Source organism: Bradyrhizobium sp. CCGB20 (genome assembly GCF_024199855.1).
Taxonomy (GTDB): domain Bacteria; phylum Pseudomonadota; class Alphaproteobacteria; order Rhizobiales; family Xanthobacteraceae; genus Bradyrhizobium.
The window spans coordinates 5204848-5220887 of the sequence record NZ_JANADN010000001.1; the positions used below are offsets into that span (position 1 = coordinate 5204848).

21 protein-coding genes and 1 pseudogene are annotated in these 16040 nt (G+C 59.4%); 3 read left to right on the forward strand and 19 right to left on the reverse strand.

The window, feature by feature from the left end; all coding sequences use genetic code 11:
• Nucleotides 1–456 precede the first annotated feature (456 nt).
• A complete protein-coding gene (locus NLM15_RS24095; RefSeq protein ID WP_254119938.1) occupies nt 457–711 on the reverse strand; it encodes a hypothetical protein in 255 nt (84 codons plus the stop codon).
• A gap of 39 nt (nt 712–750) precedes the next feature.
• Nucleotides 751–873, reverse strand: a complete 123-nt coding sequence (locus NLM15_RS24100; protein ID WP_254119939.1) for an AlpA family phage regulatory protein — start codon at nt 871–873, stop codon at nt 751–753.
• Nucleotides 874–1564: 691 nt separating this feature from the next.
• Between NLM15_RS24100 and NLM15_RS24110 the strand changes: the two genes are divergently transcribed.
• Complete coding sequence (locus NLM15_RS24110; protein WP_254124385.1) at nt 1565–1801, forward strand: hypothetical protein; 237 nt, start codon at nt 1565–1567, stop codon at nt 1799–1801.
• Here the strand turns inward: NLM15_RS24110 and NLM15_RS24115 are convergent.
• The 3 genes from NLM15_RS24115 to NLM15_RS24125 all read right to left on the reverse strand — a co-directional run bounded on the left by NLM15_RS24115 (nt 1798) and on the right by NLM15_RS24125 (nt 3180).
• The gene (locus NLM15_RS24115; RefSeq protein WP_254119941.1) at nt 1798–2046 is read right to left on the reverse strand and encodes a hypothetical protein; all 249 of its coding nucleotides are present in this window, start codon (nt 2044–2046) and stop codon (nt 1798–1800) included. The genes NLM15_RS24110 and NLM15_RS24115 overlap by 4 nt on opposite strands.
• A gap of 107 nt (nt 2047–2153) precedes the next feature.
• Nucleotides 2154–2411, reverse strand: a complete 258-nt coding sequence (locus tag NLM15_RS24120) for a hypothetical protein (RefSeq protein WP_254119942.1) — start codon at nt 2409–2411, stop codon at nt 2154–2156.
• Nucleotides 2412–2757: 346 nt separating this feature from the next.
• Nucleotides 2758–3180 (reverse strand): excisionase, encoded by a 423-nt coding sequence (locus tag NLM15_RS24125; RefSeq protein ID WP_254119943.1) that lies wholly within the window; start codon nt 3178–3180, stop codon nt 2758–2760.
• Between the two features lie 195 nt (nt 3181–3375).
• On the opposite strand from NLM15_RS24125, the gene NLM15_RS24130 reads away from it, so the two are divergent.
• A complete protein-coding gene (locus tag NLM15_RS24130; RefSeq protein ID WP_254119944.1) occupies nt 3376–3603 on the forward strand; it encodes a hypothetical protein in 228 nt (75 codons plus the stop codon).
• Between the two features lie 29 nt (nt 3604–3632).
• On the forward strand, nt 3633–4553 hold the full coding sequence (gene tcmP, locus NLM15_RS24135) for a three-Cys-motif partner protein TcmP (RefSeq protein ID WP_254119945.1): 921 nt from the start codon (nt 3633–3635) through the stop codon (nt 4551–4553).
• On the opposite strand, the gene NLM15_RS24140 is transcribed toward tcmP, so the two are convergent.
• From NLM15_RS24140 to NLM15_RS24205, 14 genes and pseudogenes are all read right to left on the reverse strand, one after another.
• Entirely contained in the window at nt 4523–5269 is a 747-nt protein-coding gene (locus tag NLM15_RS24140) for a DUF5131 family protein (protein ID WP_254119946.1), read from the reverse strand. The genes tcmP and NLM15_RS24140 overlap by 31 nt on opposite strands.
• A 159-nt stretch (nt 5270–5428) precedes the next feature.
• Nucleotides 5429–5656, reverse strand: a complete 228-nt coding sequence (locus tag NLM15_RS24145; RefSeq protein WP_254119947.1) for a DUF6894 family protein — start codon at nt 5654–5656, stop codon at nt 5429–5431.
• A gap of 135 nt (nt 5657–5791) precedes the next feature.
• Nucleotides 5792–6541 (reverse strand): hypothetical protein, encoded by a 750-nt coding sequence (locus NLM15_RS24150; RefSeq protein WP_254119948.1) that lies wholly within the window; start codon nt 6539–6541, stop codon nt 5792–5794.
• Nucleotides 6538–7812, reverse strand: a complete 1275-nt coding sequence (locus tag NLM15_RS24155; protein ID WP_254119949.1) for a hypothetical protein — start codon at nt 7810–7812, stop codon at nt 6538–6540. Before NLM15_RS24155 ends, NLM15_RS24150 begins: the two co-directional genes overlap by 4 nt.
• Before the next feature lie 829 nt (nt 7813–8641).
• Entirely contained in the window at nt 8642–8797 is a 156-nt protein-coding gene (locus NLM15_RS24160) for a hypothetical protein (RefSeq protein WP_254119950.1), read from the reverse strand.
• Nucleotides 8798–8908: 111 nt separating this feature from the next.
• Nucleotides 8909–9016, reverse strand: a pseudogene (locus tag NLM15_RS24165) (cold-shock protein); the annotation flags it as partial.
• 10 nt (nt 9017–9026) lie between these two features.
• Entirely contained in the window at nt 9027–10736 is a 1710-nt protein-coding gene (locus tag NLM15_RS24170) for a hypothetical protein (RefSeq protein WP_254119951.1), read from the reverse strand.
• Nucleotides 10737–11183: 447 nt separating this feature from the next.
• Complete coding sequence (locus tag NLM15_RS24175; RefSeq protein WP_254119952.1) at nt 11184–11447, reverse strand: hypothetical protein; 264 nt, start codon at nt 11445–11447, stop codon at nt 11184–11186.
• Entirely contained in the window at nt 11448–11777 is a 330-nt protein-coding gene (locus NLM15_RS24180; RefSeq protein ID WP_254119953.1) for a P27 family phage terminase small subunit, read from the reverse strand.
• A gap of 133 nt (nt 11778–11910) precedes the next feature.
• The gene (locus NLM15_RS24185; RefSeq protein ID WP_254119954.1) at nt 11911–12216 is read right to left on the reverse strand and encodes an HNH endonuclease; all 306 of its coding nucleotides are present in this window, start codon (nt 12214–12216) and stop codon (nt 11911–11913) included.
• Between the two features lie 691 nt (nt 12217–12907).
• Nucleotides 12908–13861 (reverse strand): hypothetical protein, encoded by a 954-nt coding sequence (locus NLM15_RS24190; protein WP_254119955.1) that lies wholly within the window; start codon nt 13859–13861, stop codon nt 12908–12910.
• A 104-nt stretch (nt 13862–13965) separates the two neighbouring features.
• Nucleotides 13966–15495 (reverse strand): hypothetical protein, encoded by a 1530-nt coding sequence (locus NLM15_RS24195; protein WP_254119956.1) that lies wholly within the window; start codon nt 15493–15495, stop codon nt 13966–13968.
• Nucleotides 15482–15739, reverse strand: a complete 258-nt coding sequence (locus NLM15_RS24200; RefSeq protein ID WP_254119957.1) for a hypothetical protein — start codon at nt 15737–15739, stop codon at nt 15482–15484. Before NLM15_RS24200 ends, NLM15_RS24195 begins: the two co-directional genes overlap by 14 nt.
• 8 nt (nt 15740–15747) lie before the next feature.
• Nucleotides 15748–15933: a hypothetical protein gene (locus NLM15_RS24205; RefSeq protein WP_254119958.1), complete on the reverse strand. Its 186-nt coding sequence runs from the start codon at nt 15931–15933 to the stop codon at nt 15748–15750.
• Nucleotides 15934–16040: the final 107 nt, after the last annotated feature.

The window sequence follows — 16040 nt, forward strand, 5'->3', positions numbered from 1 at the left end:
ATCCCCGTTCCAATTGACGCTATATGCCTGTGTATCGCTTCGACCTGGTTGGCGATTTCCCTGCTCACGACATCACGGGGCACGATTGCGCAAATGACCATGAAGCGCGCCACGACGGAGATTCGATCGCCCACCGTTTTGCTACTGAAAAGCCGAGCATGTCGCGAGACGGAAAACTTTATCTCAGTGAGAAATGAACGAGACGAAGAAATTCACCGAGCTCCCTGAGCCTTGATTGAGGAGCGGCTGTCAGCATAAAAGCTTACTCTCGTGGCGTTACGGTCGGAAACCGACCAACCAGAAGGAACGCAGACCACGACAGGATCGAGGCTGACTCTAGTTTTCGCGGGATGCGTTGGCGGCCGCGATTAGACGGCGCAAGTCAATGTTATACGGCGGCCGGTTGGGGTTCTTTACAGGCCGCTCCAGCAGGTACGCGGCCACATTCGGATCAAACTAAGCCATGTGCATGATCTTGTCCGCACTCTGCTTGTTCGAAGGAAGCTGCTCAAGAAGCAACTTAAACCGCTTGATCAGGCCGCCGCCGGCAAGATCGCCCTTGAAGTGGCGAACGACCAATTGAGCCCAGCCAGGAATGTTGAGCTTTTCGGCCGTATCGCTGCCGACCGTCGCGCGCTTTTCGGCTTCTTTGAAGTATGACAAGATTTTGTGCGCCTGGCGGAGGTGATATCCCAGTCGAAACCCGTACATCGAGAAAATATTCTAGACCTTCTCATCCAGCGCTAGTTGCTACGCCATGACGTCATCCTCGTACCAGGCCACCCGGCGTGGCACGATCTCGCGGGCCTTGGGGAAGCGGCCCTCATCCATTCTCGATAGAGCGAACGGCACGAGTGCAAGCATCTGGCTCATGCTAAGCATCTTGCGGGGGCGCGCCGTTGCGTCATCTGCCATCTGATACTCTGCCTGAATCGACCGTTAGAATCGGCCACGGAGAGCATAAGCAAAAAGTAAGGCCGCCCGTCGCGCGGTCGAACCCCTCGCCGGCAAGATTGCTACGCCATGAACGGTGGGAAGTAGAAAGCCCGTAAGAACAGGCCAGGGCGGCGTGGGCCGCAGTAATGTTGTGTCCCCAATAAATGAGCAATTCGCTCCATTTGAGTAATTCTCAACATGAATCAGTAGGTTAGCGCATGTTATAGAAACCACCCACGACCCTAGTTATTTTAGACAACATCACCGCCCGGCTCTCGGTATATTCGGTGATGAGAACGCCACTTGCGCTCCCGCCTCCCTCCAATGGAAAGGTGCAGCGCATGATCAAGCGTCGCAACCGAACTAAGCATACGAAAACTTTTGAAGAGAGATTGGCTGAGGAGGCTGCGCGCTTCAAGGAGGCCGCAGCACAGTTACCGCCAGGCCCCCAGCGGGAGCTCTACCTCAGGCGAGCTCGCCAGGCCGAAACGGGCTCGCACATCAATGACTGGCTGACATCGCCAGGGCTACAACCGCCTACGGCGCTGGATGCAGGTGGGGAGACGGGCAAAGCGAGATCAAGGCGCCTCGGATTAGAAACAACGCGCTAGTTGCCGCATTGAACGAAATGGCGGAATCTTTCGGCAACTCCTTCACCGTCGTTCAAGTGACAGGCGACGACACGAAAACCCAGATCTGGCTTGCGGTAGCTAAGCCCAGCCAAGCGCTGACATTGGTTCTTGCAGCCGTGCCGGAAGGTTGGACTGCGCAGGTCTTAAATGTGGCTCTGACGCCAAAGCAACAGCGGACCTTTGAGGAGCTTCACCTCGCGCCCGGGGATGTCTACAGGCTGGACAAAGCTTAAGTGGACTTCCGCCTTTCGCTCTCAGCCATGTTCGCGGCCCTCAGAAGCTCTTCGATGTAGGCGGCGATGTCGCCAATCTCAGCGCGCAAGTCGGCCTCAGAAATGCCCTGTCCCTTGGCAGCTTCGATGAGACGATGCGTGAGTTCCGCCACATCCTGGGACGCGCCCGCAGTCCGGTACTGCTCCACGGGGTGAATGCTAATCTCGACCCAGAAATCGATAAACTCGCGAGCTTTCTCTGACATGTGATTTCCCCGAGGCAGCTCAAGAGAAGCGTTAGCGCCAATGGGCAAACTGGGCAAGTAAACCGCCCCACCCTTGCGGGTGAGGCGCTACCGGCGGTGTGGGCCCCTTAGGTCGCCGCCCCCAGCCGCTCAACGTCGGCGCGGAGGCGCTCGCGGATAGCGTCCAGCCACCCGGTTGTTGGATCGGTGGTCAGCTCGTTGACCAGCAGGCAGGCCTTGGCGCCGAACTCCGACCAACTCGCCGCTGGCGTGCTGACGATTTCTTTCTGAATGTTGGCGGCCGCCTCAAGATCGGCGGCGGTGCGGTGCGACATAATGAGGTGAGAGAGGCATTCGCCTGCCTGGGAAGGGGTAACGGAGGTCATGTGTGATGCTCGTCCAGTTAGGTGGCTTTCCACAGCCGCGCCAGTTACAGACCGGCAGCCGGGGGGTGGAAACCAGCCTGGACGACTGGTCGGCAGCGCTTTTAAGCTTTCGCTCTGGACATGACGCACCGCCCCCGGCATAAAGGCCGAGTTGGTGCGCCGCCAAGCGCTACCGATGAGCGCCTGAGGAAACCCGCCAAGGCTTCCTACGCGCATATGGGGCCGCCCCGCCAAGGGCCGCCTTAGTCCAAGTCCGGGTTTCCACACCCGCGGACATGCGGCCTTGATTCGGTAAAAAATCCACCCCTACCTTGGGGGCGATTCGCCCCGTCCACAGGAATGCCGCTTACTTCAGGCGCGCCCTAAGCCGCTGCAGCTTTGCCAGTTCCGGCTCCTGCATCTCGGCCGCCTCCTTTGCGGATAGCTTGCCACGGCGGGCGTCCATTTGCGCCAAGAGGGCTTCGCGCCCTGACGATGGCATCCCCGCCCCATCGTCGACAACCCACGATGCCCCCGACCGTTTCACCGAGAACGCGACATGAGGAAAACTAGGCGTTTCCTTCCGCTCGACGCGACATAGCTTTCGCATCTCCGCGATTGCCTGGAACGACGTGAAGTCTTTGCCGGCAATACGCTCTACGGCCAGCCGCCCGCGCTCAGCCTCTCGCCTTAGGCTGCTCGCGGTCATCCCTCCATCTGGGAAAGCAAGCTTGGCAATCACCGATAGGCGGCGTGGGGTGTCGTCGGTCCAGTCGATCGAATCGGCCATAACCGAGCGTGGCCAACGAAGATGGCGTACGGATGGAGACCTCCATTCCAAAGGCTAGTTGCCCTCCCCGATTGGCTCGCCTTATGGTGGCGTCGGGTCTGGGGGATTCCAGTGGGACTGTTCAAACGCAAAGAGAATTGGGAGCGCACGTTCCGGCTCAGGAGCCATCACGGCGTCTCGAAGGGATTTCTTGCCGTGCTTTTTTGGCTCTGGGGCGTCGTCGGACTTCTGTTCAACGCCGGCACGCTGTTCGGGCTCACAGGCAACATCGGCGTCGGAACGTCGGCCTATTTGACCGCAACTTGTCTCGTTTGGATCGGCGGCATGGTGCTGTTCGGCATCGGCGCCCTACTCGCTCATACAGATTTCGATGGTGAGCGGCCGATTGAGGGGGAATACGGCGATGTGCGGGTGACGAGGTAGGCCCATGCTGGCCAGAGGGAAGCGGTGACGTGAAACGAAATCAGGTCGACCATACATTCGGCGGCTACCACACCGATCTTAAATTATCGATGGTCGAAAAGTATCTAATAGCCTTCACAAAGGCGCTTGGTAAGGCGACAAAGGCTACAGGCGTCAAGTTTGAGCTTTGGTACATCGATGCCTTCGCTGGTACCGGATATCGAACTGTAGACCATCCTGCGCGTCCGCCTGGCCTATTCGGCGTTGAGGCTCAACCAGCCACTAAGGAGTTGCGCAGAGGGTCTGCGCAAATCGCTCTGGAGGTTACACCTAAGTTTGATTTCCTCGTCTTCATTGAGAAGAAGGCCGAGTTCGCCCAAGAGTTAGAGGAATTGCGCGCGCGGCATCCTCAAAGACGAATTCAAGTTATTCATCGCGAAGCCAACGGCGCTCTGCTGGACTTGCTCAGGGCCGACAAGTGGAGATCCAGGCGCGCGGTTCTCTTCCTCGACCCCTACGGAATGCACGTAGACTGGTCAACGCTAAAGGAGGTTGCCGCTACGCAAGCTATCGACGTCTGGTATCTTTTTCCGCTTGCTGGATTCTACAGGCAGATGCCCAAGCTTCACTCCAAGCTTGACCAGCAGAAACGGCAAGCATTGATCCGGTTGTTCGGCACGACGTCGTGGGAAGACGTTTTCTACCCCAAACCAGTTAAAATGCGCACGTTGGATGGCGATGTAAGAGAAGTGCGGGTGCGACGCGCCGCGCGCATTTCTGCCTACGAGAAATACACAAAAGAGCGGCTTGAGACTATCTTTGGTACGGTCCTCGACCCACTTCGTCTTCCTCGGACAAAAGGTCCTGTGCGCTATCTTTTGTTCTTGTGCGTATCAAGCCGTAAGCCGCGGGCTCAAGAGATAGCCAGCAGAATCGGCAATCACATACTCAAGGCCGGCATCTCGTCGTAGGTTCGGCCGTTGAGTACGCGGCCGGCGGCCTTCTTGTTCTTGCCGCCCCACTGCTTGAAGAAAAATGCGGTGCCGTGGCGGCGACAGGCGGACTCGATTTCGCGAACCCACTCTGCATCCATCGGCCGAGCCTTCGGACCACTCTCGCCACCCACTATCGCCCAGTGAATCTTCTTGAGGTTGGCGTCGGCGACAGACCCCAGCAGTGGCTCAAACGAGATGAACCGCACCGCGGCGCGCACCGCACGCAGCTCATCGATTCTGCCGAGATAATCCGCGCTCTCCACGCTAGTGCCGAGCCAAACGTTGCGAAGCAACGGCAGACCTGAGGTGATCGCAGCCATGCGATCAGGTCGCTTCGTGAGGATCTGGTAGGTGTGCTGCGGCGTTGCTGACATCGTCGACCACACATCCGCGACGAACTCTGCTGGAACGTCGGTGTGGAAGAGGTCAGACATCGAGTTCACGAAAATCTGGCGCGGTTTGCTCCAACCTTTCGGGGCTTCGAGCGTCTTGCGGTCGAGATATAACCTACCTGTCCACTTGGCACGGCCGCCGCTTTTTCGCGTCAGCCCTCTATACTTCGCGACGCCCATGGCTTCGAGGCGAGCAGCCATCCGCATCGCGTAGCAATTGGTGCAGCCAGGCGAGAGGATGGTGCAACCGGCGACAGGATTCCACGTCGCGTCGGTCCATTCGATCGAGGTTTCAGCCATGGAAAATCCCCTTCAGGGTCCAGAGAATCACAAGAAAGTGGTGAGATTTCGTTAACTGCGCCACCACGCACCCCTCCTCGCGCCCTCGCCTCGCCCGCTCACGGCCGGACTTGCGGTTACGTCACACCCGTCGCTTTTAACAACGCGCGCGTAGGCGGTTCAGCGCTCCGCGCCACCGCGACCAACGCTGTGCCGCGCTATTTCAGCACCTCCGCCGTCAACCACGATTACGACTGTGCCCGCAGCACTGTCATGTTCGGGATCGTTGGCGATATCCCGAGCAACACGGGCGCCGTATTGGATCGCTAGTTCAGCAGAGTCGAATAGCTCGCCCACATCGTCCGCCTGTGTTTCGCGGTTGTGAATGATCGAGTAGTAACGCTGCATAGGAGGGCCCTCGTTATTGGGCGATATGCGCCTATCTCGGGACGGTCCACACCTGTCAAAAGCGACAGGGTCCGTGCGACGGCAGCGCTAGCAAACGGCGTTGCGGCTTTCACACGGCCTCACCGGCTGCCGGCCTTATCGGGGCAACGATGCGCCAGCGCGCGCCGCCCGCCACGCAGACCAATCAATCTGCGCCGGCTCAATCCTCCTGCGGGGTTGATCTTCAGGCCATACGTGCACGACGCGCTGCGTCACGTCGCTTGCCGTGATCGTTGTCAATATGGCGTGGCCGCCGACAACGTGGCGTCCATCGAAGCGTTTGCGACGCTGGATCTCCATGCAGTGCACCAGATACGATCCGGGATCGACCTTCTCTACGTCGGCAATAAGGTCAAAGCCCGCCTCTTGAAACTCCTCACGCGATGGCGGCGGCATCGCAATGATTGATAGTTCTGTCAAACTGGCCGCAACGTGCTTTTCCTCAAACTCACCCGCGTTCTGTTTGACCAATAATGCTTGCGGGCTGCCGACCGTCTCCAACTCAATAGAGTAAATCGCCGGCCGATCTTCCTTTTCGTGCCAACCAGCCAGTACGACGCAAGATACCGCATCTCCATTGCAAAACTCGCGCGCGTAGCGCTGGAAATGGAGAGTGATCTGCAATTCAGCGGTTTCGATCAAATCATCAAATGACTTGTAAGCGAGCCGCCCCGTCATCCATTCGCCGAACCGCGCCGGACCAGTCGCAGTCACCACGGCATTCAACCGGTGCAGGCGATGGACTTTATTGAGATTCACATCCGCTGGAATGCCTTCAAGATAGGAAAGGCCATCCGTCAGCAAGAATGCGGCGTTACTTCGAACGAATCCATTTATTGCACTCACTTGCGAACCTCCAAACTAGAGCGAGCTGCCGCAATGGCCGCCGCCCCCTTACCCTGCGACTCGGTAGCGGCGTTAGTAATCGCAACATATTTGGTTATGGACTCAGTGGCGCGATCGTAGGCGTCTGCCGCCTCTTCGCCGTCTTTTCGCTTTGGCAGGTGTGCAGCGTTGGGGTTGGTGTTGTTGGCCGCGGCGGGACGTGCAGCGGGCGTTGGTACGCCACCTGGAAAGTCAACTTTCGACTGCTGCTCTGCGGCTGACTTCAGCATATCTGCCGCAAGTTGCGCCTTGGCTCGGATAAGCTCAAGGCCGGCGGCAATTTGCAGATTCTCGGGCTTGCCTGAGGCATTCAGATGTTCGATTGCTCGCGTGACTTGGTCGACGTCCTGCGCGGCACCTGTCGCGTTCTTGGCAAAAATCGCAGCAGCGTCTGCGTACCTATCAAAGAGACTCTGACCGCTACCCGTCTGAATATTCTGTGACTCCAGCGCGGTTTTTACGAGATCGTTGGCCTTATCAATCAGGTCATCGAGCCATCCGCCAATGTCAGCAGACACGGACTTAAACTGGGCCGCGAGTTGCGCGCTGGATTGCTTCCACGCCCTGTCGAAAGCCGCGGCCTTCGCTACGGTAGCGCCATCTATAATTACACCGGCAGCATCGGCACTCTGTGCAACATCCTCGAATGACTTACTGCCGTTGCGAATAGCCTCAACCCAACTCTCAGACAGGCCGAGCATCTGCGCTGCTTTGGTTTTCTCTGGGATGGACCCGAACTTGTTAATCAGATCTATGCCAATCGTCAGCAACTGGTTTAGGCTGATAACTTGGCCGTTGCGGTCTTTGTACTTGATGTTGTTCGCATCAAGTAGCCGCGTGAGGGAATTCTCATTTTCCTTGGCGTCAGCCAGCAAGGACGCGACCTTGCGCAGGTCGGTAACGGAATCCTGGGAGGACACGCCCCCCTGCCCTGCTGCGAATTGAATCTGCTGAAAGCGCTCCGCCGTTAGGCCTGTAAACTCTGCGTTCTTCTGCAGATCAGCAAGCTCGCTGTTGACCTTAGTAAGCGCTGCAAGAAGCCCGCCAATCAGACCAGTTACGCCAGCCGCCGCAGTGCCAAGCGACGCGAAGCCGCCGAGACCTGGGTTGAGGCTAGCGAAAGACTGTTCAATCCTGCTCACCGCGCTATCTGCGATGTCGCCCGCCTGATTCATATCGCTCTGAAATTGGTCCAGCTTCGCGCCGAGTTGCACGACGAGATCGTTTGACAATTTGGCTCCTTAAATGGATGCGTGGCCAGGGAATTTGATGATGGGTCTGGCCGTCTGTGCCTAGCCTGCCAGTTGAAACCTAGCGTCGGCATTTACCCTACCGCTAAAGCTTAATTTCGGGCTTCGATTGCGCCGATCGGCTTCCCAGTTACGCTGTTATCACCGGACGAGTTGCCCCTGTCCGGGTTCAGCATGGCGGAGTTGGCGCGCCATCATACTCGGCGCGTCGGCTTCGTTTTCCCAGAGGAGATCAGCCGGTGTGGCCCTACGGAATCGCGGCGCTAAGCGTTGCGTTCGTTATCGTCGGAGCTTTCGCCCTCATTTTTCTCAGCTTCGATTTTCCGGACGAGCCTAAGGCCTAAGTTTAGCGGTGAGGCGCGCTGAAATCGTCGTTGGGCAATGACTCTCCTAAGCGTTTGCAAGCCAGCCGCGAAGATTGCGAGGGAAGTGAAGCGCGCTGTTGGTGCGCTACATGAGAAGCACTGGAAAAGCCGCCGAATTCCGATATTGTTTTAACGTTCGCATCTGCGCCGATCGGTGCAGACTGCTGCATCCGTCAAGGCAGCCGGAGCTTTCGCAGCCTTGGGGTTAGGGCTCGCCTTCGCCAGCCCCGGCGAGCCCCGCCTCATCGGACAGCCAAACTGACGTTTAAGTTTTCCCCAAATGTGACTTGGATGACATTGCGCTCCAGCGCGGTCGCGGTAGCCTTTGTTCGCCGGGGCTGGACCACATATTTCACGTCTTCATTTTAACCCGGCCGGCCGCAGTGGTCCGCCGCTGCGGCCTTTTCGCGTCGACGAATGCTAGGCGAACAGACCAACCAACAAGCTCATCCCTTACGCACGCTGGCACCCTCGGCCAACTTCAGCCAGTCCGCCGCCAACCTCAACCAGGCTTCCCTGTCCGGCTGTTTAATCGCCCTTTCGGCCAAACGGCGGCATTTCTCAGCTTCGGTTCGATAGCGATCAGCCTGTTCCTCGCTCATCATTCGACTCCCCAGCGAACCGAAGCTGAGGATGGTCGACGAGGAAACTGAATGGAATTCGACGATAGACCCAAGCGGCGAATTGGAACCGTTGAGTCGCGGTGAAGGGGCTCACCCGATGCGTAGATTTTCCGCCGAATCTTTGCCGCGATTGTTCACGACGTCGAAGCTAACCTTGGCTCCCTCCGCGAGAGAGCTGAAACCGGCTTTCTCAACGGCGCACGCCAAGCTAGCCAAAGAAGCTGGTGGCGTCGGTGGTACCTCCCACCGTACCTGGGAAAAACGTGGACACTCCGGCACCGGCAGTGCCGGAACATTGCGCAATAGCGTGCCGCTGGCCAGTGACAGTAAACCCACCTAACGTGAAGGTCATGCTGGGGCACTCGCAGTATCCGAAGCGGCGCGCTGTGAACGTTGCTCCGCTGTACGTGACGTTCGCACCAAAGGTGAAGGTCGAACTGCTTGTGGTGAGCTTTGCCGCGCCATCGCCGACGAGAAAAAGGCCGATCCCGCCCGTCAGCACCTTGTGATTTGCGCCGGCACAAGTCAGCTGTCCGCCGCTGTTCGCATAGATCCGGAAGTTCGCGCTCGATCCGTTGTATTCCATGTTCTGCAGGGTGACGCTCGTTGTCGACGAGACGGCAACATCCTGCGCCGTCGACGACTGTACACGAGCGCCGGATATCGTGAACCGTCCGCCGACAGCGGTGGTGGAGATCGCGGCGCCGGATGAGTTGCTGATAACGACGCTCGAAGGCGTCGCGTTGTTGCCTTGGAACGTCACCGCGCCAGAGCCGAGATAACTCTTGAGAACGAGCGCACCATATGTGCCATTCGCAACATTGACGGTCGCGTCGAAGGTCGAGCAGTCCAGCGCCGCGATGACGTCCATCGCCTTCTGAGGCGTCGCGAATGCCGTGCCCGTCGTCAGCCCGTCATTGGCATCATTGCCGGTCGTCCCGTTGACCTCATAGGTCGCGTTCGCGGCCAGCACCTTGCGGACGCCGGCATTCTGCTGGAATTGCTGCTTTTGCGCGGTCGACAGCGACTGCGCAACGTAACGAACCACGCCGAGGTTTGTTGCGGCTGTCGCCGCGTTTGCCACGTCCGACAGGTTGTTCGTGCTTGTAAGGTCGCCGGTGCCTTTCTGCGCAACGAGACCCCACTTTCCTGCCGCCAGATCGGTGGCAAATGTGCCCGCCGTGTGAGGCACGAGACACATGTAGGACGACCCACCGCTTGACACGAAACTGGCCGGAGGCCCGACAACATAGGCGGTCGCCGTCGTCCAGGCTGCTATGGGTAGCAGCGGGGATGGCCCGGCGCTGCCCGTGTCGCCCTTAGCAGCCAGCAACTGCCAATAGGTCACATTAGGGGCGGCATGACCGCTGCTCGGCGTGGCGTTGATGTAGATGTACGACGATCCCGACGTCGTCTGCACATCGCCGTAGGAATACGATGCGGCGTTGTCGTAAGCGCCTCTGAATTGGAGCCCTTTATAAATCCCGAGAAACGTCCAAACGCCGGCAGCCTTCACCCACGTTTTACCGGTGGTCGGCTGGAACGCATACTGGCCATCATCGCCGAGGGACGGATCCGGGTCGGTCTCGTCAATGTCCACGAACACGAAATAGCCGGACGTGTTGAAAGCCGCCACCAGCTTGTTGACGGTCGCCATTGCCTCCGCGCCGGCAAAGCGCTGCGGCGAGACCTGCCAAATTTTGTACGCGACGCCGGTCTGCGCGCCGCCGCCCCACGGCGGAATGACTAGGTGCGTGGCATCGGTGACGTCGGAAATAATCGTCTGGAAATTACCGATCTGGAGAATGTCGCCCGGCTTTGCGCTGCCGTCATACCAAATGGTGCCTGCGCCGGTGACGGTCGTGCCGCCGGCAGCAACCGAAACGGTGCCGGTTGAGTATGAAGAGAGTGCGGTCAATGTGAGTTTTTCCCTTCAATGCGTGCAGTCGCGTCATTGATGAGCACGTGCCGACCGTCGATCCGTTGCCAGACCTGAGCGACGTCACTTCCGGCTGGTTTGAAAACGAAACCGTCGACCGCACTCGGTGATGGCTCGGTTGGACCTGATGGGGTGTTGTTGCAATCAGTCATTTGAAAACCTCTGCTCTATTCTTCTTCAGCAGCTGCGCCCGCAGCTCGCTCACAACCTCGACAGGTTCGCGGTCGCAGCCGATCAACGACCGCGGCCTGCTATCCAGCGGACACGCGGCGAACTTTGATCGGCCGAGTTCTGCAGCCAACGCGATTTTAAGGTCCCGTAGCTCCGGGCCTGGCCGCATCGAGAGGCCCCGCCGAAATAGCGCAACGGCCTCAGGAGTAATGTGCGAAGAACGGCGGCGCCTATCTCGCTTCAACCGCGCGGGCATCAGCGCGGTTTTCCGAACTGCTCGAGTCCCCAGCAGGCGTACCTCGATCCATTCGGATGTTCCGCGCGCCACCTGGTCATGATTTGCGCCCCGAACCGCTGCCAAGCGTCGCGCGCCGCCTTTCGGTCAGGATGGCCGTACTCGTCGAGTTCGCAGATGCCGTCTAGATCCCCGGTGCACGGCCACCCCATTTCGAGCGCCCACTCCCAGTTATCGAGAGTGCCGGCGTTGCGTCGCTTGTTGTTGCGCTTGCGAACCGGCATTTATCTCCGGCTCCCATAGTCCGCGGTGCGCGGCGGCCGGCTGTCGGGTGCAGCTGCGTCCAACGCAAGCTCACGTAACAGCCGCGCGAAGGCCAGCCGAGAATCCCGCTCGATTGCAACGGCCGGATGGGCCTTCAAGACACCATACCTATCCGGCACGGTGATGCCATCAGCGGCGATCTGCTCGCGCGCCTGCTCACTGCGATCCCAAGCCTCAGCGGCCTTCACAAGAAGGCGAAAATGGAAGCTTTCAAGGTCAAAATCGGCCAGAATCTGCTTGATCCAACGCCTGGTTGGCGCGGATAGGTGCGTCGGCGTGACATGTTTCAAATCAAAATATCCGTTGAATTGTGGGGTGCGCTGGCCGGGGCGCAACTAGTTGAACCGGGGCAGCAATCGCGCGCGTTGTTGGATTGGGCCGCTGTAAGATGGCGGATTGATTTAGGGATGTCTGGCACCCCCCCTACCGGGGCCACCCGTCCGCCCCGAAGGTCACGACCCGCTGCCCAAGCTCGATGCGTTGCTTCGCACTATCGTGACACGGCTTACAAAGGCTCTGGAGGTTGTCCGCGTCGAAGAACAACGCTTCATCGCCCTTATGAGGCTGGACGTGATCGGCGACTGTTGCTGCCTCAACTACATCGCTAGCGAGACAGAAGCGACACAAGGGCTCATTGAGCAACTGGTACTCGCGCAAGGCCTTCCATCGGCGGGTGGAATACAGATGCTGCCACGCTAGCGCGGCTTTGGAGCGACCGGCTGACGACACCGGCTAGCCCGCGCTCACCGTTATCACGCCGCTGTTGGCCCAAAGCTGTCCAACAACGTGCGGATCAGCAGTCCCCCCGCGTCTTGTAGCCCTGCGGGCGACGCCTACGCTTCGAGAGCGAGGAAATTCGAGGTGATGCTCGATTGCAGCAAATCCTTTATTCAAGCTGGCCATGGTGGCCGCCATCCTTTGCAGTTAGAGAGGGGTGCGGATATGCCGCTTGGCGGCTCACGGCTCTTAGGCCGGAAAAGAGATGGCGACGCCAGGTGGTGACCGGCGCGCCAGAGTTTGCACGTCACGTTTGGATTAGCATCCCTACAATTGAATACGGTCCCACTTGAAGGTAGGGACGCGCGTCTACAACGACATTGGAGGTCAGTTCAGAAACTTTACAGCGAGACGGCGCTGATCACGCCATACAACCGAGCAATCGATATCCAAGCCAGCACTTGGAACACGCAGGCCGAAAGCCGGGGGCACTAAGGGCGCGTTATCGATTTGGACGATCGCAGAGGAATCCGTGAGATGCCGGACCTTGCACCGCACGGGACTGCCGTCGACCAATATCTGCGCCGCATAGACATTGCGTCGCCGCTCGTTCGCCACGTGTCGCAGTCCCCCCTGCTCTAGCGCGCGGCATATATTGATCGGCGATTCCAGTCTCAAATGGGGCTAGACGATGGTTTCATTGCTAGCCTGCTAGCTTTTTCTCCATCGCGGCCAGGGCTTCCAAGGCGAGGTCCTGTGCCGCCACAGCCTTGCGCTCGCCGACCTTGCCCAAACCCCACCCTTTCGTGTCGGCTATCTGGCGTGCGGTCAGGCCGTCCAAGCTCGCCTCCAGCACCGCGAAGTGCTCCCCAAGTCCAGTCTTCACATGCGGCGCGTCTAGTGCGGCGATCAGGGCATCCTCGGGTCCGCTAGCAGGGCCAACGAAGCTCCCCGGCGTCGCGGTGACGCTGCGGTGCTGACGATAGCCCATGAACTCGGCGCCCATGGCAATCCCCGTGGGGTACCGTTCGGCAGGCGCCAAGCCGGCATTGCTCCGAGCTGCGGCGAAAGCATGTCGTCCACCAAGCCCAGCGCGATCTAACTCGACCCGGCGATTATCGTTGCAGGCACATAAGGTCTGCGCCCAACGGGCCGCGCGCATCCGCCGATAGTCTTCGCCCTCGTTGCCCAGTTCACAATACGCCGACGCCGCTGGAAACTCACCGCTGGCGCGTATGGAAAGGTGCCGCTGGTTGTCCGCCTGCCGCTCCTCATCGGTCTTTCGGCGTCCGCCCTTCGGCTGCCTGAATAGCTCAGCAGCGTCGTGCCAACGGTTATCGGATCCGCGCCATTCGGCAATCTGACCAGTGGCGTCGAGGCGCAGCCGTGCACGCATCGGTGCATCCATCTCCCGAGCCGTAATAGGCCCATATCCAACGCGCGCGGCGATGGCGTCCTGCACTGCCAGCCGCACCATCTCATCGGGGCTTGGCCGAATTTCGACGATCCGGTCAACCTGGGTGCTGCCAACTTCGTTCTCGTTGGCGGCGAACCAGGCGGAGGCCGCATGCGGAGCCCCGTAATCTTGTAGCCGACGAAGGTCTGAGCGGCGGACTGCGCGGGCAAGGCGGGTTTCGAGAGGGGTGTGCTTTTTCATGATTGCCTCTGTACGTGACGTTCTGGCCGCTTTGGCGGCTCTTCGTGTGGCCGTTCCGGCTGCACACAATTGAAAAATTTGCCCGATTTATCGTGCGATTGCAGTCACGCCGCTTCGTCATCCTCCTCATATTCAGCGTCCATCCACGCGGGCCAATCGCTTGGCTGCGGTGGCAAGGCGTCATCGGCGTGGCCGGTCATCTTGATGGCCTGCGCCCATGTCATCTCTTCTTCACCGGCCGAAGTGTCAAAGAATTCAGGATGCGCCTTGTCCCACTCGCGCCGCCCGGCTTCACGTCGCCATTGCGCTGCCTTCTTGCGCTCCCATTCGGTTGGACCGCGTCGCGGTGCAATGGCTTCAATGCGCGCTTTGAGTGCAGCCTCATCAGCCTCAGTCCAAGGCTTTGACTCTGGCACGGGCAGCGGCTCGGGCTCTGGCTTCACCGGCAGCGGCGTGTCATTATCCGGCCGGGTGATTGGCGCGGTGAAACCAGTCTCAGTCATCACGATGGTGCGGCCATGCAATTCACCACTATCGTTGATTTGCTCAAGGCCAGCCGCATGTACCAACTTGGCAAGTTGCCGCTGTCCCTCGAATTGCGTTTCCATGTCGGTATGCTCCAGCACGATGACGCGCTCGTGCTCCACACCAGCCTCGTTGGTGGCCGTGAAGCGTAGCTCGGTGGTGCTGCCTTCAGTCACCACCTCGGCGGTGCTAATCCGGGCGACGATGGGCGGCTCGGGGGACTTGGCGGCCGGGGTTGGCTTGCCGGCTGGTTGGGGCTTGGGCTTGCTCGCCTTCTCTGTCTTCACGTAGCCTGTGGGCGCATCCTCATCGTAGCGCTCGTCCTTGAGCCACCGTGCCAAAGCGAAGCGAGGTGCGTCAGGCTTACCTTGTGCCGCCCATGAGGCTTGCCATGCCTTGGCCGCTTCAATCACGGCAGCGCGGTCCACCTCGGCTGGGAGCGCGTCCCATGCCGCACGCGCCTCCTTCTTGCCCTTGGCGTGGGCGTAGGCGCGCCAGAGCGCTTCGAAGGTTGGCCAGGTATCGGCGGGGGTATCGGGGCGCACTTCCACCGCCGTCCCGCCCGCAGCGGTGGCCCCAAGGCCATCCGCAAGCGGCGGCGCCAAAGGCGCGGCGGGGTCAATCATCCTATCAAGTAGGTCGGCCTGTAGGCCGTCTACTTGTAGGACGGATTTGGTATTGCCCACGATACCACTAGCTTCATCTAGAGGTATTGCCCGCGATACCACTGTGGTATTGCCTGCGTTACCACTAGGAACAGCATCGCTAGTAGTATTGCCTGCGTTACCACTAGGTTTTTCGGCTACTTTGTCGAAGTGCAGCGCGTAAGCGGTTGGTCTTGTGCCGCCACCCTGGAGGGCGACGCTAAAAGGCCCGTTTTCACAGAGCCTCCGCACGGATGCGATGACATTTGGCCGCGCGGCTCCGGTGGCCTTCTCCAGGTAACGAAGGCTGGCTCGGCTATCCCCGCGCTCTTTCCGGTAATTGTCGATGATCTCAAAGGCAATCGACTTATCGAGGCTCGTCGCCCAGCCGGATCGCGTGACACTACCCAGAAGTCTCCACTGATACTTCAGGGAATCCGGTGCGTGTTTTTTATCGCTTGTCATTGGCGACACGGCCCCCATTCTCCCAAGCGGCATCGGCGAGAAGACGGGCGTAGTCGCCTTTGAACGTACAGAACCGCTCACCCTCACGGCCAGGCGAGAACACGAAGCGCTTGCCGTCCGGCGCTAGCGCCAGCTTCAGGCCATTAATTCGAAGTCCGTCCACCACTTCAGCATCAAATATCGCGACGTCGCGGAACCGGCCGCCGCCACGGTTGGCGACCGGCCGCAGGTTTAGAATATTCATGATTGCTCTCAGGTAAGGCTGGCCGCGTATTGCGGTTTGGGCTGAAAGAAGAACTCACCATCCATCTGGCAGAACGTGAAGCCGCGTCGATCCATGTCTGCGATCGACAGGGCGAGCTTTTTGTCTAGATCCGTCAAATGAGCGTCCGACAGCACGCGAGATGCCCAGGCGCGACGCTTGGCGCGATTACCCATGTGAGCCTCCGAATGGAGGGAAAGATCGCGCCCCGGCTAGAGCCAGTCAGCGCTATTGTTGTCGGCGTGTGCCGCGCCGACCGTGCTGGTTGGTAGTACAGAACCAA